This is a genomic window from Capnocytophaga sp. oral taxon 332 str. F0381 (assembly GCF_000318275.2).
Classification (GTDB): Bacteria; Bacteroidota; Bacteroidia; order Flavobacteriales; family Flavobacteriaceae; genus Capnocytophaga; species Capnocytophaga bilenii.
Genome location: NZ_KB291261.1, coordinates 100,278 through 123,593 on the forward strand (window position 1 = coordinate 100,278; position 23,316 = coordinate 123,593).

Genomic DNA, 23,316 nt, shown 5'->3' on the forward strand with positions numbered 1-23,316 from the left:
TGGTAAGGTTTATTTTCGTTTTTCAAGGAAATTATTAAAATCAAAGATGTCTTGGGCTTCTTTATCCCACGTATTACGCATAAGTAATTGTACGGATATAAATATATCTTTCTTACGATTGTACATATCTACTCTTTCAACTCTTCCTCCATATACATCACCAGCATAGGGGTATATGGCATAAGGTAGTATGGTATCAGTAGGGTGTACGTAATACATTGTAAGATTTTCATTATCAGTTACACTAAACCTTTTGTATTCTTTTTTAAATAAGATAGTATCGTTGATATCGTATCGTTCATTAAAATGAGGTATATAATTTAGCCTAAATATAGCTCCTTGTTCTTTTTTATTGACGGGTATAGAGGGCATATTAGGTAAATTGGAAAACATAATTTGTTGTGTATTTTCTTCGTTAATGCTAAAGGCAAGACTGTCTTTAATGATATAGATATGGTCGATAAAATCTGAAACATCTATATTAGGAACAAGCTCTACAATAGTATCACCCTTGTAGTTCAATTTAGATACTACTACTGTTTTCATATCATTCAAGCCTTTAGAGGCATTGAAATAGACATTAGAGACTATATCAATACCTCCTTTTTCGGCTTTTACTTTTACCTTTTCTTTTTTACCACAAGAAAAGAAAACGAGTGCAGAAAAGAGAAAAATGGCTTTTTTCATAGTGTTAGAAATGGGTATTATCGTGAAATACTCTGTTGGGGTACATTGTTTTTCTGAATATCCTCTCTCACTTCTGGTTTTACTAACTGATTTTGCGTGGTGAGTCTATTCATTGAACTGTCGTAAAGGTTAAGACTTTTCCATTGAGGATTTAGTATAGCAAATCCTTGCACTTGGCGGTTTTCGTGCATAAAGGTAGCTTGTGTGATATTGCCTTTTTCTAAGTGTTTCTTTGTACGCTCTCGCTGAATATCATCGGCAAATACCAAGTTAGACTTTTGCATAATATTGTCTACATCTACACCATAGCCTTTGTTATACCATTCGTATTTGTAGTTACCATACTCAGTTTTAGGCTCTTTCATATTGAGCTTGATAAAACTTTCGGTACGTGATAGTTCTCCTGTTTCCTTATTGACCATATCGTGTTCAATCTTTACTGAGCGACCTTCGAGCAGATTGATAGCCTCTTTGGCAGTAATATTATTTTCTTTCTGCACTTTGAAAGCCTGAGAACGTTCTTCACCATTTTTGGTGGTGAGGTTAGCTCGATAAGAGTTTAGGAATACACCTCCTTGTTCGGTTTTAGCAATATTTAGGTCGAAGGTAGCGGTATTGCCTTTCATCAGCTTGTCGGGGTGGTTGTACTCAACACGTACACTAGTTTTGTTTTCTGGTGATAGTACAGCGTTTTCTAAGTCTTTATGCAACTTGGGGTCTTCGCCTAAACCGAGATATTTCACTTGGTTTTTGAGGTAGTTTAGCTGTGTAATTTGCTTTTCAGAAAGTTGTTGTACATCAGTAACATTGGTTACTCTACCCTCTTTGATAGCACTATCTAAAGCTAACTTACTCCAGTTGAACTCTTGGTTACCTACATTCACTCCTACAGGTTTCATTGTTAGTTCATCACTTCCATCTCGGTGGGCATTTTTATCTATTCGAACAATTTCTAATACTGAATTATCCTCTTTAAATTGAAATTTTTGACCTACTTTTACATCATTGTTTTGACTTCGTTGCTGTTCAATCTTGTCAATAATAGCTGCAATATTCGTTACATACACTTTATTTTCATCCTTACTTTGTGTGTAAGTATTGTCATCTACCATTTTTTCAACGGCTTTAATAACCTCTTCTGAGAAGTTCTGTTTTAAATCCTTGTATGCCTTTATCTTGTCATACTCGCTATTTCCCCAATCGGCATTATAATTATCAAATTCTTGTCCTTCAGAAAGGGCATAGGCTTTTGCTAAAGGATACTGTTCTTTAGGCATTTCCTTTAATTTCTGTTCGATTATAGCTTCAGTAGCTACTTCTTGTTCTGTTGTACTCATTGTTGTATGTTTTAAAAGTTATTAATCTTTCGGTTATCCTCTTACCTACGGAAGCCTCGATGGCGTTGTTGTTCTTGTTCTTGCTCTTGGGCTTGCTCCTCTCTATGACGGTTGGCATCTTGGTAGAGGTCATCATCATTAACATCTAAGCGGAGCTTGGATTGCTGTTGTTTTTGCGATTGGCTTTCGTTGGGGGTAGCATCGTCTATGGTGTTAATGGTTTTTGAAACGATGTTTAGATTATTAGTAATCTCTTTGCCAATTTCAGGGAACTTGTCAATCTTGTCTTGTAGATAACCTTTGAGTTTTAGCAGCTCATTTTTGAAGCGGTTGCTCTCTTGTATATCTTTTTTTTCTGCAACTATAGCCGCTATTTTTTCGGTATCTTTGAGCAGGTCGAGTTCTGTAACTTGTTTTGTTTTTTGGTCGTAGATAAAGGCTTTTTTTTCTATATCTAACGCCTTGCTATTAGTAAGTTCAGTAAGATTGCTATATACAATTTCTTTTTGACTTTGCTTTACCAACTCGTCTATAGTACGGTCACGTTGATAGACATTGACATTCAGGCGTGTATTATTGTCCGTTAGGAGGAAAATAAGTCGGTCTTTGCCATTATCGGCAATCATAGCGTGTCCTTTAAGGAAGTTTTCTATATCCTTTTCTGACAATTTCTTAGAGAAAGTATTATCATCACTCATAATACCGTACTCTTTTAGTTCGGATGTGGGTAAATTTTCATTCATACGATTGTTTTTGCTTTATTTTTATGGTTATTATTGTTTTTAGCTACTTCTTTTAAATAAATAGCTGTTTGTGTGATTGTAATTCCTAATATAAAACCTACTACTAAGTTAAATATTGTGTTAATTTTAAGTAGCTTTATTAGCTCGCCACCTGTTTGGAGGGGTGTAATAAGTGGTGAATCATCAATGTTGCATAGTTCTGTTATCATTTGTTTATTTGTAACGTATGAAGCTCCTATAACGATTATAAACGTTGATATTATAACTATCAATAAGATAGTATGTTGTATTTGTATACTCTTTTTCATATTATTTCTTTTTGTTGTTAAATTCAAAACCAATTTTTAGCTCTTTATCGAGTACCAGGTATGCTTCAAAGTCGCTGCCTGTTTTACTCTTAAAGCCTTTGATGAGTGAGGTTTTTCCTTTCTGCAATAAGTCTTCTACATTTTTTGGGGTGAGCTTCTTATGGGCTACCTCTTTCCAAATAGTGTACTTGCAGCCGTTCTTAAATTCGGTACAACCATAACTTTTAGGATACTCTACGATTTGTCCTTTCTTACATAGGGGACAAGTACCTAAGCCCTTGTGGGTGCTGGCAGTAATAGCTGACTGCAGAGAGAAAATTTGCGCTACTGTGCTCTTAACATAGTCGCTAAGACGATTGTAATACTCGGCTATAGATACCTTTCCGTCTGCAACTTGCTTTAGCTGATATTCAAGGCGTGCGGTTTGGGCTACATTCACCACTTCTAAATCTTTGATAGCGTTGTAAAACTGCAAACCGAGTTCGGTAGGAATATATTTATTCTTCTCGAAAGCGATGTACTTACGAATTGTTACAAGCTGTTCAATAATATTAGGTCGTGTACCATCTGTTCCTACTGTTAAACCTTTCAAGTCGAACTCACTTTGCAGCTCAGCATATACTTCAGGAGATTGTTCTTGTAGGAACTTGCTAAGGTTGCACAAGTCGGCAGTAAGGGAGGCAGGGGTATATATGGCTGGTGGTTTGCTTTCTATTTCCTTTAAGTTTTTCTTTTCAATAGTTACCTTATCACCTTGCTTGTGAGGTAGTTGCAGTATAAAGTTAGTATCCTCTTCACTATCGTCTTCATCGTCTTCGTATGCTGTTGCTACCTTTACTTTAGGACTGTATTTCTTCCATCCTTCTTGTACCAGGTTGCTTGTATATGTTTTGAAAGGGGTACCTTGATTTTCGAACTCATACACTCCTTTTTCATATACAGCTGCTTCTGAAAAGCTCTCTAAGCAACGATACAGGATTAGGGCATATATGCGTTGGTCTTGCTGACTAAGATTTTCTATACCATTAGTCTGCCCTGTAGGTACCAAGGCATCGTGAGAGCCTGTTATTTTAGCTCCATTGACAGAAGCAGGCAGGCTTGCAGGAAAGACAAAATCGGTAATATTAAGGCACTGATTGACCAAATTAGGCAGGAAGCCTTTTAGCTTGTTATAGCCTTCTTCGGTGATATAAGCGTCTTCGGTACGTGGGTAGGAGGTTAGTTTTCCTTCATACAGCCGCTGAGCAGAAGCTAATACTTCGGCAGCAGTGTACTTATAGAGTTTATTAGCTACGATAGTAAGGCTGTCGAGAGTGTGCAATAGCGGTGGGGTCTTGCGTTCTGTCTTCCTCTGGAAAGATACAAAGTTATGCGCAGGGGCAAGGTTACTAAGCAGTTGCTCGGCTTGTGCTTTGCTTTTGTAAATAGGGCTCTCGGCAGTATAGGACACTCCGTTATAGCTATGGTGAGTGAGGAGCTTGTAGGTATAGCTTTTTTGGTGACTTTTGTTCTTCAGGTAGCGGTCGGCTACAATCTTCAAAATAGCCGTTTGCACGCGTCCTATAGATAGGAGTTTACCTCCTCCAAGCTGTAGTGTAGCTGCTTGGGTAGCATTAGCCCCTATAAGCCAGTCGGTAATGGCGCGGGCATAGGCACTTTCGGAAAGATTTTCTAAGAAAGGGTCGCCTTTTGTATATTTGGGGGCAGCAAAGGCTTGTCGTATCTCACCATCAACCAAGGCGGAAAGCCATATCCTCTTATAGGGCAACTTGCACCCAAAGTAGTTATAGATGTAACGGAATATAAGTTCACCCTCTCGATCGGAGTCAGTTGCTACATAAATCATCCCTATTTCAGGATTTTTAAAGAGAGTGGCTAACTTCTTTAGATGGGCTTGTCTGCCACTATCGTTGCGTTTAGGCTCGTATATATAGCTATTAAGCGGTGGCACAAGGGGTAGATAAGATTTATCCCACTTGCCTTCGGGGCGGTAAGCGGTATCTTCTGCTAGCTCTATAAGATGACCAAGTGCTGATGAGGCGATATAGCGGTCGCTTTCGTAATAATCACCCTTTTGGGTGAACCCTCCCAATGCTTTCACGTATTCACGTAGCTGGGAGGGTTTTTCGGCTAAAATTAGGGTCTTTTGCATTATTCGTAATATTTTTTAGCTTTTATTGCTAATATGATAATTGATTTTTTGTTGTATAGCTCCGACATAGCTCCGACTAGTGTCCGAGTATTATCCGACTAAGCTATTACTAAAGAATATTCAATGATTTCGTAAAAACGTTGCTAATTTGTTAATTCAATAGTTATCTACTTAAGATTGTTAGGTCGTTTAGGAAAGCTACTGGGTTGATGTATTGGTTATACTGTTTCACAGAGAAGTGTAAGTGTGGGGCAGTGGATAGCCCTGTATTCCCACTTTTTCCGATAGCATAACCTGCTTTGACTGCTTCGCCTTGCCTATAATACACTTCGGAGAGGTGGCAGTAGGTGGTTTCAAAGTTTTGATGTTTAACTTTGATATATATACCTCCTCCTTTGGTATCCCAACCTACCCCGCTAATCACTCCGTCTAAAACTGCATACACAGGTTGGTAATAGGCTCTGAAGTCTATGCCATTATGCATACGCTCTTGCTTTAGAATTGGGTGGAAACGTTCGCCAAAGTGTGATGTAACTTGTAAATGACCCTTTATAGGCATTGTAAATTTTGGATTTTGAGTTTTATTTTTTGGTTCTTCGGTTTTGACTTTCGTATTATAATTTTCTAATACAGCTTTTTTAGCTAAGGAAAGTATAATAGAGTCTTGCAGCTGCTTCAGGGTATTGGGGGTGGAGGTGGGCATTTGTTGTTTTGTAAGAAGGCTTTTTAGGGAGTCTACCTCACGGCGAAGCGCTGCTTTTTCATTGCGAAAGAGCTTGCGCCACCACACGCCACTGCTTTTTTTTTCTGCATTGATAACCATAGGTGCATTTTCTACTACTCTGAATTTTTGGTACTCTTTTTCGGGGGTTACCTTTTGGGTAAGTGTATTAAACTGCGCGTGTACAGTTCTTATTGCAGAAAGAAAAAGTAATAGGAGGAGCGGGAGGGTATATGTATTTTTAGGTTGCATTAGGCTACAGCTTCTTTTATTTCGTTAATCATCATTTCTACTTCCTTATTGATACGGCGGAAGTTTGCCATTAGTATTTCGTTTTTGCGGTCGTTGCCTGCACTGTCTTTGAATGAGTAATACAGAGGCATTTTCACGTAGTTATCTTCTTCTTCTTTAATAGCTTTCATATCGAGGTTTATTTTGCCGAAAATGGCTGATGTTTTAAATTCTTCGGTTGCATTGTCGTTGCCTTGTACTACCATACCAGCCATTTCACCTGTGCGTAAGCCTGCTATTTTACCTGCTGGTATCATTACATCCATTTTTTCGCTTATGGTCATATTACTGCCTTGATTGGAGATAGACTCTGAGTAACTTTTTTGTTTGATTTTACCGAACATCTTTTCGAGCCAATCGAGGGTGCCTTTATCGCGCACGGCTCCTGATAGGATATTCCCCATAATTGCTGAAATGGTATCGGCTACTTCTTTCTTATAGAACTGACGGAGCTGTGGTTGCTCTTGCAGACCGAGCATTACGGCTACTTTGTTGCTTCGGGCTGTAGCTACTAGGTTATCTACTTTATGAATGTAGATAGTGGGGAACTCATCGGCTATAAGTCCGCTATAATGGTTGCCTTTCTCATTGATTTGGCTTATTACCCTATTAAGCACGGCTGAATATAAAGCGGAGTTAATATCCTGAGTGCGTGGATTGGAGGCTAAAATGAGTATTGAGGGGTCGGTACGGTCGGATATTTTAAGTTGCACTTCGTCACCACTAAATACCCAAAAGCTCTCTTTGGTGGCTAATCGTGATAGGAATATTTTAACAGTACCTACTTGTCCTTCGAGCTGGTCGAATGCTTTATTTTCGTAAGCGGACTTAAAGGGGGACATTAGCGATGTAAGCTCTTCATTGGTAAAGAGGGTATCGAATATCTCTTGGTAGCTACGGTTCATAAAGGCGAGTATATGAGGCAGGTCGGAGTACTTACCATTCTCATAAGTAGCAAAATAATAGATAGTAGAGGCAAGGAAGTTTACCCCTGATTGGGTAAAGAATGCTTCAGAGCCACTTCCTCCGGAGCCTGCTCCTTTTTGTAGGGCTGTTACCATAGACTCTGCCATTTCTTGTGCTTGTGCTAAGGTGTTTATGTATTCTTTTTTGAATGGATTGACGCGGCGTGAGTGTTCTACTTGGTCGAGGTTTACTACGTGGAATTTGTGATGATAGTTGGGATCGTTTTTCTTCTTCAGTAGATAGTGGTAATAAGCTATTTGTGCTAAATCGGGAAACTTGAAGTCGTATATACACAAGCAAAATCCTTTGCCTACTAACTGTCGAATGGCGGGGTTGATAACGCCAAATGACTTACCTGAACCAGGGACTCCAATGACCATAGAGCCACGAAAGGGATCTATATTTATCCAGCCATTATGAGTTTGTTTCTTGTAACGGAACTTATAAGGTATATTGACAGAGGTTGGGGTTTCTATCAATTCGCGGTTTTGGTCAAAACTTTCTTCTTCGGTATTCCAGCGGTCTTTATCCATTTTGGTTTGCATTAGTTTTGATATGCTGTCGGCTCCTTTTTGGGTAATCATTGCTCCTGCATAGGAAAGTATCATATAGCCTATTTGATAGGTATTGAAATAGGGTATAGGTGTAGGTAAAGAAGTATCGGCAGCTCCTGTGGCTAAGACTAATGAAATAATAATCATTATTAGCCCTATAGCTATGGGTACAAATATTTCTTTGGTGGGATTGAGGTCTCGTTTTTTCTTTGCTTTTGTACCTATGGCTACCAAGGCAATAAGTACTAAGGTAGTAAGCTTGGCATTGATAGGGGGATAAAACACTCCCATTTTTGAGAAACTTTGCAGTATATTGGATATTACAGGTACTTTGGCATTGACAAAGAAAAGCGTAAGACAGTCCAAGGTAACGACTCCGTAGACCATTTTTTGGAAGAAGTCGTATATCTTAATCTGGTTTTGTTGTTCTTGCATACTCATAATAGACAAATTAGTATATTAGTAAATTTAGAAAGTATCGGCTTCGAGTACATCGGAGTAATTGACTTTCATATCAATTACGCGTCCTGATATTTGTTCTTCGATGAGGCGTATCATTAGTACTTTGCTATTGGGGAATGAGAATCTTTCAAATACAAAGATGTTGCGATAGCTTTTTCGTATTTTATGTTGCTCGGAATTGAGGGCAAAAAGAGGTGTAAGTAGTATACTTTGATTATTGGTAGCTTTGTATATTTTCTTGTCTTCAATACTAAATTTAATGGTATCTATATTGCAAGATAAGTTAGTAAGGTTTTCAATACTAATATCTAAGAAGATATAATCATCCATTACATATACATTATTAAGTTGCATTTTGAGCTTTAAATCTTCTTTTTTTCGTATTGGTTTTTTAATTTTCTTTGCTTGAATATCTAGGGCGAAGCGTTTTAGTTCGTAATTAGAATACTTATATTTGGGGTATTCTAAGGGTTGCATATCATCGGGTTTTATGTGTAAGTGTGATATAAGCCACGTGTGCTGCTCCTCTTGATAGATAACGCGGTACTGTGCTATGAATGATTGCCCTACTACTGTAATAATACCGACATCGTTTCCTGAACGCAACTCTTTTTTTTGGGTTGCATTGGTTTGGTCGGTTTCGGTAGTTTCTTCATCGGGGTTTTCTTGTTGTATTTTTATTCTTGCTATGTTTTCGGCAGGCAAGTCGCCTACGAGGTCGTTGGTAGATAGGTCGACAAACTGGATGGGTTCGGGTGACACAATATGTATATTGACTTCTTTACCCATAAATATGATGGGTAGGTCATCTACTTCGGTTTTATGAATAAGTGTTTGCGCTTGTAATTGCAGAAAAGAAAGACAAGTGAGCAAAGCGGCTGTTAGTTGGGATATGGTTTTATTGTTCATCGTTATTGTTTTTTAGTTCTTCTTCGTTTATTAAAAAGATATATGAGTTGTATTTTAGTTTGACTTTATTCTTTCGAATAATAGCGGCTACGGCTTCGGATGTGGAGCGGAATAGGTTGGAGGCTAAACTTGTAAAGAAGCCTTGTCCTGATTCTACATTTACGCCTTGTACTGAGTTTGCTCCTAATTCGCGTGTCATTTCACGGAAGGTACTTGAGGGTACATAGAGACCTTTACCTCCATCGGTATCGAATATAGATAGGTTGATAGGTAGTATTTCGTTTTTAGTTAAAACAGAGACAATACCTAAATAGACGCGCTGCTGCGAAAAGCCTGCTATTTCAGCATATAGGAAGGTGCCTTTTGGTACTAACTTTTTATTTTTTCCTTTACCTACATAGATATTATCTAACAAGCGTATACGTATGCGGCTGCCTAAGAATCCTTTTATATTCTCATCAATCACGGCTTTAATAGTGTTGTTTTCTTGCTCTTTAGCTATGTGATTGAAGTTACCAAGGTTATTAGCTTTTGTAACTTGTAGGCTGCGATTTAGGAACTTTTCTCGTTTTTCTTTGTTAGCTCTTATACGTTCGGAGGCTGCCATTTGACGCTGCGCTTCGGGGTCTTTGGCTTTTTCGAGTGAGTCTAAGAAAAACATTTGCTGACGCAAGGTTTTTACTGGATCGTAATTCTCTTTATCGTCTTCTTTTTGTTTGGGAGCAGTGTCTTGCTGTGGTTGTTGTGTTTCATTGAGCATACGCATTATTTCTTTAGAGCGCTGATAGTCTCTATCATCGTCTTGCTCTTGTTGCAATAATTGCTGTTGCCTTTGTTGCTGTTGTTTAGCTTCATTGGGATTGTAATAGTTTTTTTGTTCATAGATATTTCTATCATTATTTTTACCAAGGTTTTGGTGTTGGGCATACTCCAATGAGTCTAGATAACGTTTTTGTTTATCATCAAGGTTATCGGTATAATTAAAGAGGCTGTCGTTCTCTTTATCGAAACTTTGAATCATAGAGCGGTTATCGGAGGTGCTTTCAAACAGCTGGTCATAGGCATCATTTTTAGAAAGTACATCAGACTCGATATTACCCATAGAAGTATTGAGATCTTTTTGTTCTTGTGTTTGTTTTCCATCATCATCAAAAATACTCACTATTTGGTATCCCATAAAGAGTACAAAGGGTAGTGCAATAAGAGGTATAATGTACTTAGGCTGCTTAAAATTGACTTTATTTTTTTGCATTTTCGAGTGTTTGATATTGGTTATACAAGTATTCAATGCGTAGGCTATCGGCTTGTGTGAAAGCTATGCCTGCGTTTCGCTTTTGCCGAAAAGTCTCTATTTCCTTTCGGATATTGTCTAATTGTTCACGTCTATTTTGGTCTTGGTTTATGTATTGCTCACTATTTTGATACATTACAGGTATGTTTGTATTCGATTTAGACTTACTATCATAATTGTAATAAGCTAAAAAAGAGTTGATAATAAGCGATAGGAGAATAAATGCAGCTGCATAAAAATAGAACTTCTTAGGGTTAGCATACATCCACTTGCCTGCAGCAGAGTTTTTAAAGCTCTGTTTTAGTTTCTCTTTGAGAGCTTTTTTGGGGTTATCGGGGGGGACAACTACTTCTGTATTCTGTACTATTTCTTCTGTTACAACTGTTTCTTCTGTTGTATTTTTTGTTGTTTCCATATTTAATATTAATTGAATTTTTGTTTTACGGCTACCTCACTATTATCAACAATATTCCAGTTTTCAAGTAGTACTCCGTGTGCATTATTAGGAGTACGTGCTATGTCTTTAAAATATCCTTGTGTAATGAGTTTTCGTATAATAAGGCTTGTTTTACGGTTAATCATTTGGGTACCATAATAGACAAACTTTTTAGTATTAAGATCGAGGTTAATAGAGTCAGTTTGTATAGATACGGTAGCATTTGATGATATTATTTGGTTGTAAAATCCTTTTTCGAGTAGATTTTCACGTTCTCTTTTAGCTGTATCATCAATCAGATACAGAGACTTATCTACATTCTTTTTTATATACTCATCATCGGGCATAAGAGTAAAGAATAATTTGTGAAAAAGGTCTATTTGCGCCTTATACTCTACAGGGCGGTTTAATAGTTCATCCGTTTGTTTTACCAATACAGGTATGCCATTATCGAGTATATAAATAGAGCGACGGGAGTCTTGCACTATTTTGTAGGAGTAAGTAAAACCTACGATGACGATAACCATAGCAAATATAACAGTGGCTATAGCTATATTTTTATTGATTTTGATACGTTTTTCTATGTTTTTTACTATCATATTACTTTATTTTACGAGTTTGTTTATAGCAGATTTACCTGCTCCAATAGCTGTTGAAACTGCTCCTACACCAGCTGAAGCTGCTGTAGTAGCTACTTTTGGAGCTACTTTGGTAGTCACTTCTTTTCCAGCACCTCCTATTTTGGCAGCGGCTTGTTTCCCTTTAGTCATTACCCCCGCTCCTCCAGCAGATACAATGGCATCGGCAATAGTGGGTGTCATTAGTACAGCTATACCTGTTACTACATAGCCTACACAAGGAAAAATTACTGAGTTGAGCATACCACTATAAGTAAGATAATTTTCTAACAGCCCATAATTGAGTACATTTCCTTGAGCGTCTACTATGGCTGAAAGCCGCTTTATATCCATTTCATAGCCTGCCATTATAATTTTCTGTCCTAAATTAATAATGGTATATGCTATAAAAGTATATAGGTTTATATTTATAAACTTGGCAATCCAATTATTGAAAGAACTTTCAAAACCAGGGAAAAGAGACATACCTACAGCAACAGGGCCTAGTACGATAAGCATATAAGTCCAAATCTTTTGGATAAAGAAAATTAAATACACACAAACTCTAAGGATAAATAGCGATATAAGTTCGATTGTTTCGCCAAATAATTTTTGCTCTCTATAGTTAAGACGCTCTATTGTTTCTTGGATAGGAAGAAGCATATCTGTAATTTCTACGGCACTAGCTATTGTACCTATAGGGCCTGGCAAATTTTTAGTGAGTTTAACTAATGTATTTTGATTTTGAGTTTTGTATTTAATAGTAGCGTCTAATACCTGCATTTGTTTAGTATAACGTAATTCTCTTTTAGCTTCAGCATCTTTTTCAATTTGTTTGAAATAATTTGCGGGCATTTCGGAGAGCTTATTAAAAGGAGCTTCTATCAATTGAGTGAAGGGATACCAATTAGTAAGTATTATGAGAATAATAGTAGGTCTAATCATAGGCTCTACATCCCATTCGGCACTACCGCTGAGCATTCTAAAACCTATTACAGAAAAATAGATAAGCCCTCCGAGAACTCCTATAGCCAAACCTAAGCGTCCCCCCTGAAATGCCATATTTTCAACATCTTTTTCTAAGTTTACAAATACCTCCATAAACCATTCTTCAAAAGCTCCACTTCCTTTTTGGTATTTAACCATTTGTGCACCCTGTTGTAGATTTGGAGGAGGCAACTGAGGTCCAATCATAGGAGGATTCCCAGGTTTATAAGGGGGAAGCTGACCATAGCTAAATAAAGAGGTCAAAGCCAAAAGTAGTGTAAATAAAAGTGTCTTATTCATAGCTGTAATTTTATAAACCATATTTGTTTTTATATTCTTGTAGTATTTCTTGCATTATCTGTACATCGTCATTGTATTTATTTAACCCGTCTAAAGCACGTTGGGCTTCTTGTCGTTTTCTATTACCTTCAATCAAAATATTATTACTTTTATCATAAATTTCTAACATTGTCAAAAATTCTTTCCAACCTATCATAGCCTTATGATACATTAAGAACCTTTTACCACGAGGCATATCTAACTTTAATGCTTTTTCATATATAGTTTTTATTGTATATAATTTTTTTTCTAAAGATTTTATTTGCCCTGTCGCTTTTGCATTAGCAAAGGCTTTAGGATTTTTAAAGCCCCAATCTTGATAGCTTTGAGGGTTATCAGGAAAGTTAGCCAATGGTGTAAGCATACGTTTGTAATACAATAAATACATAGGGTCTGCCTTAGCTGTAAGTGAGGTATAATGAGCTAAATCAGCCATACTGCGGCTATAAATACTATCTATATGTTTTTTAGCTAACTCGGCTTCTTTTTTCATAAGAAGTAATTTAGCGTGTCGTTGTGTCTCTTGTCCGTAGGGACCTAAAGGGCGAATATCACGTCCATTTTTATACCTTTGATTTCTTCGTATATCGCCGGACAATGTACCTAAGTCCATTCCTAAAATATCACCCCATACAGCAGCGTGCTGCGTACTAATGTTGGCTTTCCAGCCAAAAATTTTAATGTAATTAGGTTCTGGTTTAAAATCTTCTGCACGCCATCCAACCCCTGTTACCATTCGTTTTTCTTGATAATTTAAGCCTTCATCCTTGAGTATAGTAACATATTTTATTTGTGCTAAGGTAGTAGCAGTAAAAAAGATGAAAAAACAAAGTATATATAGTTTCATAAGCAAATTTATTTATAAAGGTTATCATATTGTTGCATAATTTGTTCTACAATCATTTTATCTTGCTCTATATAGTCGCCAAAGATTGGAATAGAGTATATATATGCACGACTTTCATTGTATTTAATAATGTTTATAATATTTAAAGCTGACATATTAATCATTTGTATTTTAAAATTGACATTATCTAATAACATCTCCCTATCGTAAGCATCCATAAGTAGTTTTTTATTTAAAGCATCACTGAATATCTTTCTAAGCTCATTAATTCTTAAAGATAAGTCATATAAAAAGTATTTTTTCATCCAAACGGAATACGGTGTTTTTTTAATTCCTAAGCTTACAGCTTTATATGTATTAATTTTGCAAATGTTTAAATCTCTATGTATTTGCTCCAATTGTTTGGCATTTTTAAATAATGAATTGATATTATATAAAGCTTGGTATATTTGCTCGTGTACTAAAACAACTTGAGCCATTTTAGTTTCAGCTTTTTTATACCAATCATTTTGTTTTTCGTACATATCTTTAACATTATCCACTGCCCTCTCCCTTACGTACTGATTTATAGCTAGTTGTGCCATTAATGTAGGATTAATAGCTACAGCGATATCTTGTGCCTTTATCTGTACTGCAGAAAGAAAAATAATTAATAAAACAAATATTCTCATAGGTTAAGTGATTTTATATTTTTCATCAAGTCTTCTACTAAGTTCTTATCTCGTTCTATATAGTATTTAAACATATTTTTTCGGTATTCTAAACGTGCTTTGTAATCGTAGATAAGCATAAGAGTATAAAATGATTCATTAGCTAGTCTATTTACCTCATCAAGTGCATAATTGAGTAGTATTTGCCGTTCTTTACGTTCCATTTGGTTAATAGCCCCATAAGACACTACAAGCCCTGTAAGGTAACGCATAACCATTTGTAGGTCGTCTGCAAATTGAATTTGGCTACTTAATACTTTTTTAATAGCTTGAGGGGTAGTTTGTAGCTCTTGCAAAATGCGCTGTTGGGTCTCCTTTATTTCTTTAGACTTAGTCCCCACTACATAGCCTGTAGGTATAGCTTGTAGAGCAAAGTCGACTATTCGTAGGCGGTCTTGTATTTTAGTAGTTGTTTCTTTTAGTTTTTTCCATTGTTTGTTATTTACAGCTTCGGAAGTGGTATTGGCAGATTGTTTATTATTCATTCGCTTTTGCCGCTCGTGTTCGTCCATTGTAGCTTTAACTTCTTGACTTATGTTATTTATAGAAGTTCCTTTTTTTTGAACGTATTCGGTTTTTGGCTCAGGTTTTTTTTTACCCCCAAATGAAGAGACACCACAAGCTAAAAGAAAAATTCCTATGATATAACTATATTTTCTCATTGTTTTGAAATTAGAAGTTTTTATATCTCTCTAAAATATTTTGTATAATATCCTTATCAGTATCTATATAACTTTGAAAAGGGTTTAATGCTCTGATAACACCTATTCTGATTACATTTTCCATTGCTAATTTTATAGAAAGAAGCCATAGTTTTAGTCCTATAACTTTACTTTCTATACTACTTAGTAACATATACCTATCTCCTGCAGTAGCTAAATGTTCTTTTCCTCCTGTTTTTACACTTGCTATTTCAGCTCCTAATTGTAAAGCTTGCTCATAAGCTCCTTTTATTGCTTTATGGGCAAAAGGAGCATATTGGGGGTGTTTACGTATCATATCATTTACCTCTTTATGGTATTCTAAGCATTCTTTTGTTTCTTCAATTATTCGCTTAATTTGCATACCATTTTGGAGTGTGCCAGATACTTCAGAGAGCCCGTGATATATTTTATCTTGAATTTTGTTAGCAGCAGCTAACTGAGTAGCAATAAAAGCTTGAGCTTTTTGTAGCTTATTTTGCTCTTTTTCAATTTTTTCTTGTCCTTTTTCTATACTATTAGCGTAAATTTCTAGTGTAAGTGATGTAGCAGCATCAACATAAACATTTTGAGCTATAGTTGTAAAAGGTAATATTGCAAGGGTTGAGAGTAATATTTTATTTTTCATAGTATATGGTTTTTTTTATGGAATTATTTCCGCAAGAGGTTTGTCTTGCTCTTTCACGTATAAGTCAAATTTCTTTAAAGTGTCTTTAGGATTTTCTTTTTTAAAGTCCTTAAAGAATTTTACAATTTTGTCGTCTAATGGTTTTTTATAAAGGTTTACCAGTGTGAATATAGCGTCTGTTTTTTCCTTATATTTTTTTACATCAGCTACAAAAGCATCTAAGGCTTTATCATAAGAACCTAAAGCATTTACATAGTGTAATATAGCTGACTTTTCGGGTTTTTCGGTGGTATAAGTAAGATACTGCTCCATTGATACCTCATTACCATAAACTTCGCCTCGTGGGCCACGTTTTAGATAAAACTCTTTGAAGCGCCCTCTGCCTGTTTTATTATCTAAATTATTGATAGTAAATATCTTATTTTGTTCTACTTTGTTAAGAGATAGCAAAGCTGCTATCCGGTCAAAATTATCTTTAAACTTGGTTTGGTCTAGCAGAATAAAAGTATCTGAATTATTGATGATAGAGTCTTTAACTACGGCATTACCAATTATATCATCTAACTCTTGGGTAACTACTACCGCTTCGCCCCAAAACTTACGTACTGTTTTGTACAAATACAAAATGTATCCTCCCATTAACTTAGAAGCGATTGCTTTCCAAGCTTCCTCAATAATTAGTGCTTTGCGCCTATCACTCCTTAATCTCATTTTCTGAATGAATGTATCCATAATAATAAGGGTAACAATAGGGAATAGTTTAGGGTTATCCTTAACATTATCAATCTCAAAAACAATAAAAGGCTCATAAAACAATGAGTTATCTGCATTTTGATTGAGTGTAGTACCATAACGCCCACCTTTATAAAAGTCTTTTAACACAAATAAAAATGTGCGAAGATTAAACTCTTCTTCTGTGATTTTATGATGTCGATTGTTTAGATACACGGGTAGGAACTTTTCGCAAAACTCATAAAAGGAATTAAAGGATAATGCAGGTACATTAAAATCATCTTCAATCTTTTTTATTTGTTTAATAATCTGCCTTCTATGGCTATCACCATTACCTAATTCGTCTTCTTCTATAATAGCTACTTCTCTTTCGTTGCGTACCATAATAAGTGCGGCACTTTCATTATAAGCTTTGCGCCTTTCCTCATCGGCAAGTGTATCATAAGCTTCATATATTTTAAAATAGTTTTCAGGATTATAATCTTGTTTATTACGATTTTTATCGGGATGGTATTCTTGTATTAATTTACGTGCTCGTTTTTTTATTTCATCAGTAGTAGCATTGTAAGGAAGCCCTAATACATCATAATAAGTCTGTTCTTCATCGTAATTTAAATCTTCGTCATATACATTATACTTATTTAGATAAAGCAATAAATCTTCATCATTTTTATCTTTATGCCAGTCTGTATGTCCTTCAAAGTGTTGTTGGTAATAGGCAAGGAGGGCATTATCTAAAACAGATTTTTGTGTAGGGGACACTGTTGCATCCGCTCCTTGCCATATTAGGAATATAAGATTGGTAAGAAATTCAGTTTTTTCAATATTAAACTCTTCTTTACTTACCGCAAAGGGGTTCATAGTGATTGGTTTTTCTTCAGTATATTGTATGTATCGTCCTCCTTTGTAAGAGCAAGTTCCCGAATAGGAGTCGCCTGTATCAACAATTACTACATCGTAATTATAAGTGAGGTATTGTTCTACAATATTATTCATCAGGAATGATTTACCACTTCCGGAGGGACCTAAAACAAACTTATTACGGTTATTTATACGTCCTGTTTGATAAGGTAAGTCAGCAGTATCTACTTTTAAAGGAACCCCTTGACGATCTGCAAAACGCAAATAGAAATTAGACTTCTCACTTACGGGGTAACTCTCTTTAAAAAAAAAACACAAGCCTGCTTCGCTAGTAGTGGTGAATAAATCATAATCTTTAAGTTCTACAGCATTACCTATAATAGCAGCACGAAAAAGTTCCATTTGGTTGTAGGCATTTTTAGATATAATGATACCTTTAGTAAATAGTTTGTTTTCAATAGTAGATTGTGTTTTTTCCATTTTTTCTAAAGTTTCACAAGCTATTACTAAAGAAAAATGGGCGTCTACTATCAATTGTCCATCTACAGCTATGTTTTGTAATAGAGTGTCTATTTCTTCGGCTACTATAGCATTAGAAGGAGCACTTTTAGCCACCCCTTCGTGTTTTTTCTTTTTCTTTTCAAGCTCTCGTTGGCGTTGTACTTGGGGTGGTATTGCAATAACTTGGTTATAAACAATACTTTGATAGTTTTCTAACTCATTTAAGAATGAAAAATTATCTACAGCTAAATCAGATACAGTACCATTTCCTCCCATTGCTGTATAGGTACCTATTTGAGAAGGTAACTCTATATTCTCTACATCGACAAAGCTAATAGTCTTTACAAAAGAGTTACCGATACGTAAATACTCATTAGTAGACTTAATATTGTCAAATATAGGCATAGAGGAAAATTGCATAGTGAGCATTCCCCCAATGTAATACTCAAAATCTTTTTCTAACAACCATTCAGGAGTACATTCATTTTGCTCTAAAAGCATAAATACTTTTTCACATTTATCACGAAGCTCTTTATAGTTTTTTTCAGAAAACTTATATTTACTTTTTTTGTTATCAAGCAAGTCCGTAAATAACAAGACGGTATCAATAGTTTTGTAAGTACGCCCACTAAAATGTTCAGAGTATTTTTGTTGCAGATAGGTATTTTCTTTTTCGGCTACATATATCTTTTTAGCAAAAATATCAGTCTTCTGTACGATGTGATTTTCACCTATAATAGCAATGACTTGGTTTAAAACGGTATGAAACTGCTCGTAACGATCGGGGTCGGCAGAATATTGTTCTACAATATTTTTGATGCGAATACCTATTACAGGATTGCCATACTGCCCTATAAGGCAATCGAACTTCCATCCGTGTTCTTGCCCGTAATCATAACCAATAAAGGGAAAATTAAACGTTTTTGTTTTCATTTCTTTTTACTTTAAAGCGTTTAGGAAAAATATGTAATTCCTCATTGTTTTTCTGTTTAGTATAGAGCCCTACATTATCTTGACGATAGAAAATGTACCACACTCCTCCACCTGCAATGGCAGCTCCTATAAGAAAGCCTATCCATCCTATAAGGCTTGGTAAAGCTGCTAAACAAATAATACCAAATGCTGCACAAGCTAAAGCTTGATAAATATACTTATCTTTCAGTCCAAAAAGGACAAGGGGTTTTTTAAGCCCCTTGTACAGGTAAAATTCCATAGGTTAGGTAATTAGTTTATAAACCAAAGAATGCTCCTACAAACACAGGTACTAAAATGAGGAATAAACAAGCCCCACCCCAACCAAGAATTTCTTTGTTGATATCTTGGTCTCCATTAGTCCACTTATTGTAGATACGTAAACCACCTATGAGTCCTACTATGGCACCAATCATCCAAATAAGTGTCTTTAAAGGAGTCCAATAGCTTTTGATTGTATTCGTGGCTTGTGTGATAGCACTTGCACCTTGCGCATACATATCGGTGTTGGCTACAAACAATGTTAATAGTAACAAGAGTAGTAGCCGTTTTCTTGTTACTAACGGTCGATTAGTATTAATATTAATCATATTGAAAAAAAATTAAAATTACACATTAGTTTTAGGCTGAGCTTTAAAAGTTTTATACCCTCCATTTTCACTTTCATTAAATATCACTTGTACATTAGTTTCAGCTAAGCTCAGTAAATTTTTAAAACGTTCATTATCTCTTTTTAAGATTTCTTCCTTATTGATAGGAGTGAATACTTCTGTTTGCCCTCCCTCATTATCATCTAAGTGTTCTTCTTCCTCAAATTTTCTCTTTAAAGCTTCTAAATTTTCAGATGAAGGCTCATCTGTATTTTCACTATCAGTTGCAGAAGAAAAAATGTCATTTTCATTTACTTCTATCTTTGAGCTAGTAGTCATTTGTTCTACTTCGTCAAAATCAACATTAGTAATAGTATTATCTGCCATTTCTGCCAAAGAAAACTCTTGTTTATCTTCTTCATCTGGCACTGATTTTTCTTTTCGCAAATACACATCATAAATTAACATTGCCAAGTAATAAATTACATAGACAAAAAATGTTATGATAAAGAAACGTGTTACCATTTTTGTTCTGATTTATATATTTAAACAATACCTTTTGAAATGATAACTTTAGCTATCATACTACGAAATTCGCGTTTAGAAAGTGCGTAACGCAATCCTAAATCTATAATTTCATCAAGTTTAATTTCAAAGGTGCTAAATTTTCCGAGCTCAATATGTAGGTCATTACACATACTTATAGTTCGCTCTCTTCTTTCGTCCTGGTGTTCTGTCCAATCACTGACAAAATAATCAGCATTTATTTCGTTGTACTTTCTATTCAATTGAATTTCAAAAGGTAGTTTAATAGGTTTGTTATTAGCTTTAGATGTTGTTGTCATTGATGTATTGTATTAGTTCTTCAAATGTTTGCTTTACGGCTGAGCGTTGCTCGTAAGAGAGCCTACGGGTATTGATACTTTGTAAATCATTGCGTTTATACACAGGAGTTGGTAATAGGTATCCGTATTGACTTATTTCTTCGTCCATTGCTGGTTGGTTTTTGTATGTATAGCCTTTGTCGTATTTAGAACGTAAAAACACTCTATTAGCTTGGCTTTCTATCATTCCTAATAAATTGATAAATACCATTGTAGATTTAGTTGATACATCAGAATATTCAAAAGGTATAACTATAAAGTCGCTATAGATAAGTAACTCCATATATCTTCCGTCTAATGTACCTGCTAGGTCAAATATATAGTATGTTTCGCTTTGCTTCATATCGGCAATATCTTGTCCGTCAATGGTATTTTGCTCTCCATCTATAATTTCTACTTCATAGAGTTCAGGAAATTGTAAGAATTTATCTTCTTCCCATTTTTGGTAAAAGGATTTTTGATAATCAAAATCAAAAACTTTTACCTTTTCTTTCTTTGTTATTGTTAGGTAGTTAGCAAAAGCAACTGCTAAAGTTGTTTTACCTACCCCTCCTTTTTGGGTTGCAAATGTGATGATCATTTTATTATCTTTTTTTACGGCGTTTTTTCAGTTCGTTTTCGGTATTATCTCGCCCTACGGGGGCCCCAGAGCTTAATAGCGTTTTAAGAGCATGTTCAGTGCTTTTTAAAGCGACTTTTAAAACCTCTGAAACATTTACCCTTTCTCTGTGATTGATGTCAGTATCGCTTCCTGTTCCAGAGGTATTATCATTAATAGTTATAACTTTTGCTTCATTAGTTGATTTCTCTTGTTGGCTTATAAAATTTTGGTAGGCTTCACTACCTATAAGGCTTTGTAAGCTATGTATTTGATGAAATCGTTGATGAATAGCATAGTAATCACCATTTTTATCTTTTTCTAAGACTACAAAGCTGTCGTTTTTAAGAGCCTTAAGATGTTGGATTACATCTGCTTTAATCTGTTGAAAATCGGATTTATTGTTTTTAAGTCGCTTATTTTCAAAGAACATAAAAGGTTCAGCTTGTACTCCTTTTTTATTCAAATGCTGTGATAAGATTTGCTTTTCTTTGTAAGAACTTAAATTATAATCCTTTAATCGTTCAAAGCTCTTTTTATCAATATTACTATTGGTTAATTCAAAAGCTTCTTTGAGCTTCATAATTTCGCTACCTTTATACACTTGCTGTGTTTTATTATCAATAAGTGTATATCCAAAAGGTAATTTATCATCTTTATGATGGAATATTATATCTATTCCAAATATATTTTTTAATTTTTCTTGGAGCTCACTAGTAAATTCTATCTTAGGTACTCCTTGATGTTCTTTGGGATATAGCCCTTTTTCAGCTCTATCATCTACTACTTTAAAAACTTTATTGCTGTACATCTGTTGATACTTTTCAATAAAGGACTTTATCTGTTGAGCTCGCTTATCAGCTTTAGGTTTATCCTGCATTGGTAGTTGGTCTGCTAATAAAGTTTTTTGTACTACTCCGTTATGTAGTATTTGTAATTGATTAGAATTCTGTTCACTTTGTGAAAGTTTAAAACCGTGTCGTTCTAATAATTTATCAAGCTGCTGTAAGTTGCTAAAGCGATACTGTAGTAGTTTATCTAGTTTAGCAATACGGTTGACACCTAAAACTTTTTCAATAGCTAATGTTAATGCTTGCTGTGATTTAAGTTTCTCAAAGCTATCATTAATCTTTTTACCCGTCTCTTTATCTACCCTTGAGGAGACAATATGCACGTGGTTATTTTCGGTATCCTTATGAAAAACCACTATATAAGGCTGACTTTCATATCCCATATTTTTCATAAACTCATCGGCTATAGCTGTAAGCTGCTCTTTAGAGTGTTCCTGATATTTAGTAGAAATGACAGTGTGAAACTGAGGTTTTTTGCTTCGGTTGCTTTGTGAAATACTTTTAAGATAATTACGAACCTCCTCTTGTGAGCTTTGGGCATTGATGAAAGACGGAAAGTTTTTCATTAGCATCAGCTCGCCCTTTTCGTTGTTAATCTTCTTGTCGTTGTACTTCACCCCGTGAAAGTCTTTGCTTGCTGAGTTTAGTATTTTGACTATCATTGGCAGCTATGAGTTTATAAATCTGTATAAAGATTTTGTTTTGCTCTGCTTTAAGTTTAACAATCTGGTCTAAACGTTCTGTGAAGGCTATCAGTTCATCTCGGTAGACTTCTTTTTTGGCATTAGCTAAATAGGCAAACTGGTTGATATTGTTTTCAATCTTAGCAAAGATATTATCCTGTTTTTCAATGAACTTTAAAACCTCGCGTTGTTCCTGAGAACTCATCTTACCCTCGACAGCACTTGTTAGCAAATCAGTAAGGGTAATCTTTCTTTCTGCACATAGTTTTTTCCAGTGTTGTTTTTGGGATTCACTCACTCGGAGAATAATATGTTTGTTCTTATGTGTAGAGTAGTTTTCTTTCAAGGTTTTATCTGTTTTTCGAGGCAAAGTAAAAAAGGTTTTTTTTGCTGTGCAATAGGGGTTTATTATACTGAACATATTTGAACGATATAGTAAAGCATATTTGAAAGTAGTGTACTATATTGAACAAATTTGAACGATATAGTACAGTGCTTTTTTTCTGTTTTTTATCAGCCTATTTGCTTTTTTGAGTTCTTTTGGGAACTCAAAAACTAAAACTAAATTTCCTATAGAAAGAAAAAACGAGTTCCGAAGTTTTTTCCCCTTTTTAGTTTTCTTTCACAAAAATACAGCCGCAGGCAAGTTTTTGAGATAGAAGACTAAAAAGCAAGATGCGCCTTTGTATACCGTTTTGCAAAAACTGTGTATATACAAAGGCACATCTTGCCCCTAAAAACAAATTTACAAATAGTTACTAAAAATAAGGTAAATCATACTCTCAGATTGGGTAAAAATGCAGAAAGAAAAAAATGTGTGTGCTTATTTTTATTTATATATATAATAATATATAATTAGGAAGAAAAGAGCTTAAAAATTAGATTTTATTTTTAATTACTTGATTATCAAATTATTATTAAAAAATAGGGTAGGTGTATTTTCCGCACCCCCCTTGTG

General features: G+C 35.2%; 24 protein-coding genes. All 24 read right to left on the bottom strand.

What is annotated here, in order from left to right:
• Window positions 1–9 precede the first annotated feature (9 nt).
• A complete protein-coding gene (locus HMPREF9075_RS01765; protein WP_009751276.1) occupies window positions 10–687 on the bottom strand; it encodes a hypothetical protein in 678 nt (225 codons plus the stop codon).
• A 17-nt stretch (window positions 688–704) separates the two neighbouring features.
• Window positions 705–2,024, bottom strand: a complete 1,320-nt coding sequence (locus tag HMPREF9075_RS01770) for a hypothetical protein (RefSeq protein WP_009751277.1) — start codon at window positions 2,022–2,024, stop codon at window positions 705–707.
• A 41-nt stretch (window positions 2,025–2,065) separates the two neighbouring features.
• A complete protein-coding gene (locus HMPREF9075_RS01775; protein ID WP_009751278.1) occupies window positions 2,066–2,767 on the bottom strand; it encodes a hypothetical protein in 702 nt (233 codons plus the stop codon).
• On the bottom strand, window positions 2,764–3,075 hold the full coding sequence (locus HMPREF9075_RS01780; protein WP_062079391.1) for a hypothetical protein: 312 nt from the start codon (window positions 3,073–3,075) through the stop codon (window positions 2,764–2,766). The genes HMPREF9075_RS01775 and HMPREF9075_RS01780 overlap by 4 nt, the downstream gene beginning before the upstream one ends.
• 1 nt (window position 3,076) lies before the next feature.
• Window positions 3,077–5,227: a type IA DNA topoisomerase gene (locus HMPREF9075_RS01785; protein WP_009751280.1), complete on the bottom strand. Its 2,151-nt coding sequence runs from the start codon at window positions 5,225–5,227 to the stop codon at window positions 3,077–3,079.
• 163 nt (window positions 5,228–5,390) lie between these two features.
• A complete protein-coding gene (locus HMPREF9075_RS14045) occupies window positions 5,391–6,200 on the bottom strand; it encodes a M23 family metallopeptidase (RefSeq protein WP_009751281.1) in 810 nt (269 codons plus the stop codon).
• On the bottom strand, window positions 6,200–8,200 hold the full coding sequence (locus HMPREF9075_RS01795; protein WP_009751282.1) for a type IV secretion system DNA-binding domain-containing protein: 2,001 nt from the start codon (window positions 8,198–8,200) through the stop codon (window positions 6,200–6,202). Before HMPREF9075_RS01795 ends, HMPREF9075_RS14045 begins: the two co-directional genes overlap by 1 nt.
• A gap of 27 nt (window positions 8,201–8,227) precedes the next feature.
• A complete protein-coding gene (locus tag HMPREF9075_RS01800) occupies window positions 8,228–9,130 on the bottom strand; it encodes a DUF4138 domain-containing protein (protein ID WP_009751283.1) in 903 nt (300 codons plus the stop codon).
• Entirely contained in the window at window positions 9,120–10,382 is a 1,263-nt protein-coding gene (traM, locus tag HMPREF9075_RS01805; RefSeq protein WP_009751284.1) for a conjugative transposon protein TraM, read from the bottom strand. Before traM ends, HMPREF9075_RS01800 begins: the two co-directional genes overlap by 11 nt.
• Complete coding sequence (locus HMPREF9075_RS01810; RefSeq protein ID WP_009751285.1) at window positions 10,369–10,836, bottom strand: hypothetical protein; 468 nt, start codon at window positions 10,834–10,836, stop codon at window positions 10,369–10,371. Before HMPREF9075_RS01810 ends, traM begins: the two co-directional genes overlap by 14 nt.
• An 8-nt stretch (window positions 10,837–10,844) precedes the next feature.
• Entirely contained in the window at window positions 10,845–11,456 is a 612-nt protein-coding gene (traK, locus tag HMPREF9075_RS01815; protein WP_009751286.1) for a conjugative transposon protein TraK, read from the bottom strand.
• Window positions 11,457–11,462: 6 nt separating this feature from the next.
• Complete coding sequence (locus HMPREF9075_RS01820) at window positions 11,463–12,761, bottom strand: hypothetical protein (RefSeq protein ID WP_157049194.1); 1,299 nt, start codon at window positions 12,759–12,761, stop codon at window positions 11,463–11,465.
• Between the two features lie 10 nt (window positions 12,762–12,771).
• On the bottom strand, window positions 12,772–13,647 hold the full coding sequence (locus tag HMPREF9075_RS01825; protein ID WP_009751288.1) for a hypothetical protein: 876 nt from the start codon (window positions 13,645–13,647) through the stop codon (window positions 12,772–12,774).
• Window positions 13,648–13,655: 8 nt separating this feature from the next.
• Window positions 13,656–14,318: a hypothetical protein gene (locus tag HMPREF9075_RS01830; RefSeq protein WP_009751289.1), complete on the bottom strand. Its 663-nt coding sequence runs from the start codon at window positions 14,316–14,318 to the stop codon at window positions 13,656–13,658.
• Entirely contained in the window at window positions 14,315–15,019 is a 705-nt protein-coding gene (locus tag HMPREF9075_RS01835; protein WP_009751290.1) for a hypothetical protein, read from the bottom strand. Before HMPREF9075_RS01835 ends, HMPREF9075_RS01830 begins: the two co-directional genes overlap by 4 nt.
• A 10-nt stretch (window positions 15,020–15,029) precedes the next feature.
• A complete protein-coding gene (locus tag HMPREF9075_RS01840; RefSeq protein WP_009751291.1) occupies window positions 15,030–15,686 on the bottom strand; it encodes a hypothetical protein in 657 nt (218 codons plus the stop codon).
• 15 nt (window positions 15,687–15,701) lie between these two features.
• Complete coding sequence (locus HMPREF9075_RS01845; protein ID WP_009751292.1) at window positions 15,702–18,713, bottom strand: TraG family conjugative transposon ATPase; 3,012 nt, start codon at window positions 18,711–18,713, stop codon at window positions 15,702–15,704.
• The gene (locus HMPREF9075_RS01850; RefSeq protein WP_009751293.1) at window positions 18,694–18,993 is read right to left on the bottom strand and encodes a hypothetical protein; all 300 of its coding nucleotides are present in this window, start codon (window positions 18,991–18,993) and stop codon (window positions 18,694–18,696) included. Before HMPREF9075_RS01850 ends, HMPREF9075_RS01845 begins: the two co-directional genes overlap by 20 nt.
• 16 nt (window positions 18,994–19,009) lie before the next feature.
• Window positions 19,010–19,342 carry a DUF4134 domain-containing protein gene (locus HMPREF9075_RS01855; RefSeq protein WP_009751294.1) on the bottom strand — a complete coding sequence of 111 codons (333 nt, stop codon included), beginning with the start codon at window positions 19,340–19,342 and terminating at the stop codon, window positions 19,010–19,012.
• Between the two features lie 18 nt (window positions 19,343–19,360).
• Window positions 19,361–19,867 carry a hypothetical protein gene (locus HMPREF9075_RS01860; RefSeq protein ID WP_034556520.1) on the bottom strand — a complete coding sequence of 169 codons (507 nt, stop codon included), beginning with the start codon at window positions 19,865–19,867 and terminating at the stop codon, window positions 19,361–19,363.
• A gap of 20 nt (window positions 19,868–19,887) precedes the next feature.
• Complete coding sequence (locus HMPREF9075_RS01865) at window positions 19,888–20,187, bottom strand: hypothetical protein (RefSeq protein ID WP_009751296.1); 300 nt, start codon at window positions 20,185–20,187, stop codon at window positions 19,888–19,890.
• A complete protein-coding gene (locus tag HMPREF9075_RS01870) occupies window positions 20,171–20,806 on the bottom strand; it encodes a ParA family protein (protein WP_009751297.1) in 636 nt (211 codons plus the stop codon). The genes HMPREF9075_RS01865 and HMPREF9075_RS01870 overlap by 17 nt, the downstream gene beginning before the upstream one ends.
• 4 nt (window positions 20,807–20,810) lie before the next feature.
• Window positions 20,811–22,337 carry a relaxase/mobilization nuclease domain-containing protein gene (locus HMPREF9075_RS01875; protein WP_034556522.1) on the bottom strand — a complete coding sequence of 509 codons (1,527 nt, stop codon included), beginning with the start codon at window positions 22,335–22,337 and terminating at the stop codon, window positions 20,811–20,813.
• Entirely contained in the window at window positions 22,267–22,728 is a 462-nt protein-coding gene (locus tag HMPREF9075_RS01880) for a hypothetical protein (protein ID WP_232305037.1), read from the bottom strand. Before HMPREF9075_RS01880 ends, HMPREF9075_RS01875 begins: the two co-directional genes overlap by 71 nt.
• Between the last annotated feature and the right edge of the window lie 588 nt (window positions 22,729–23,316).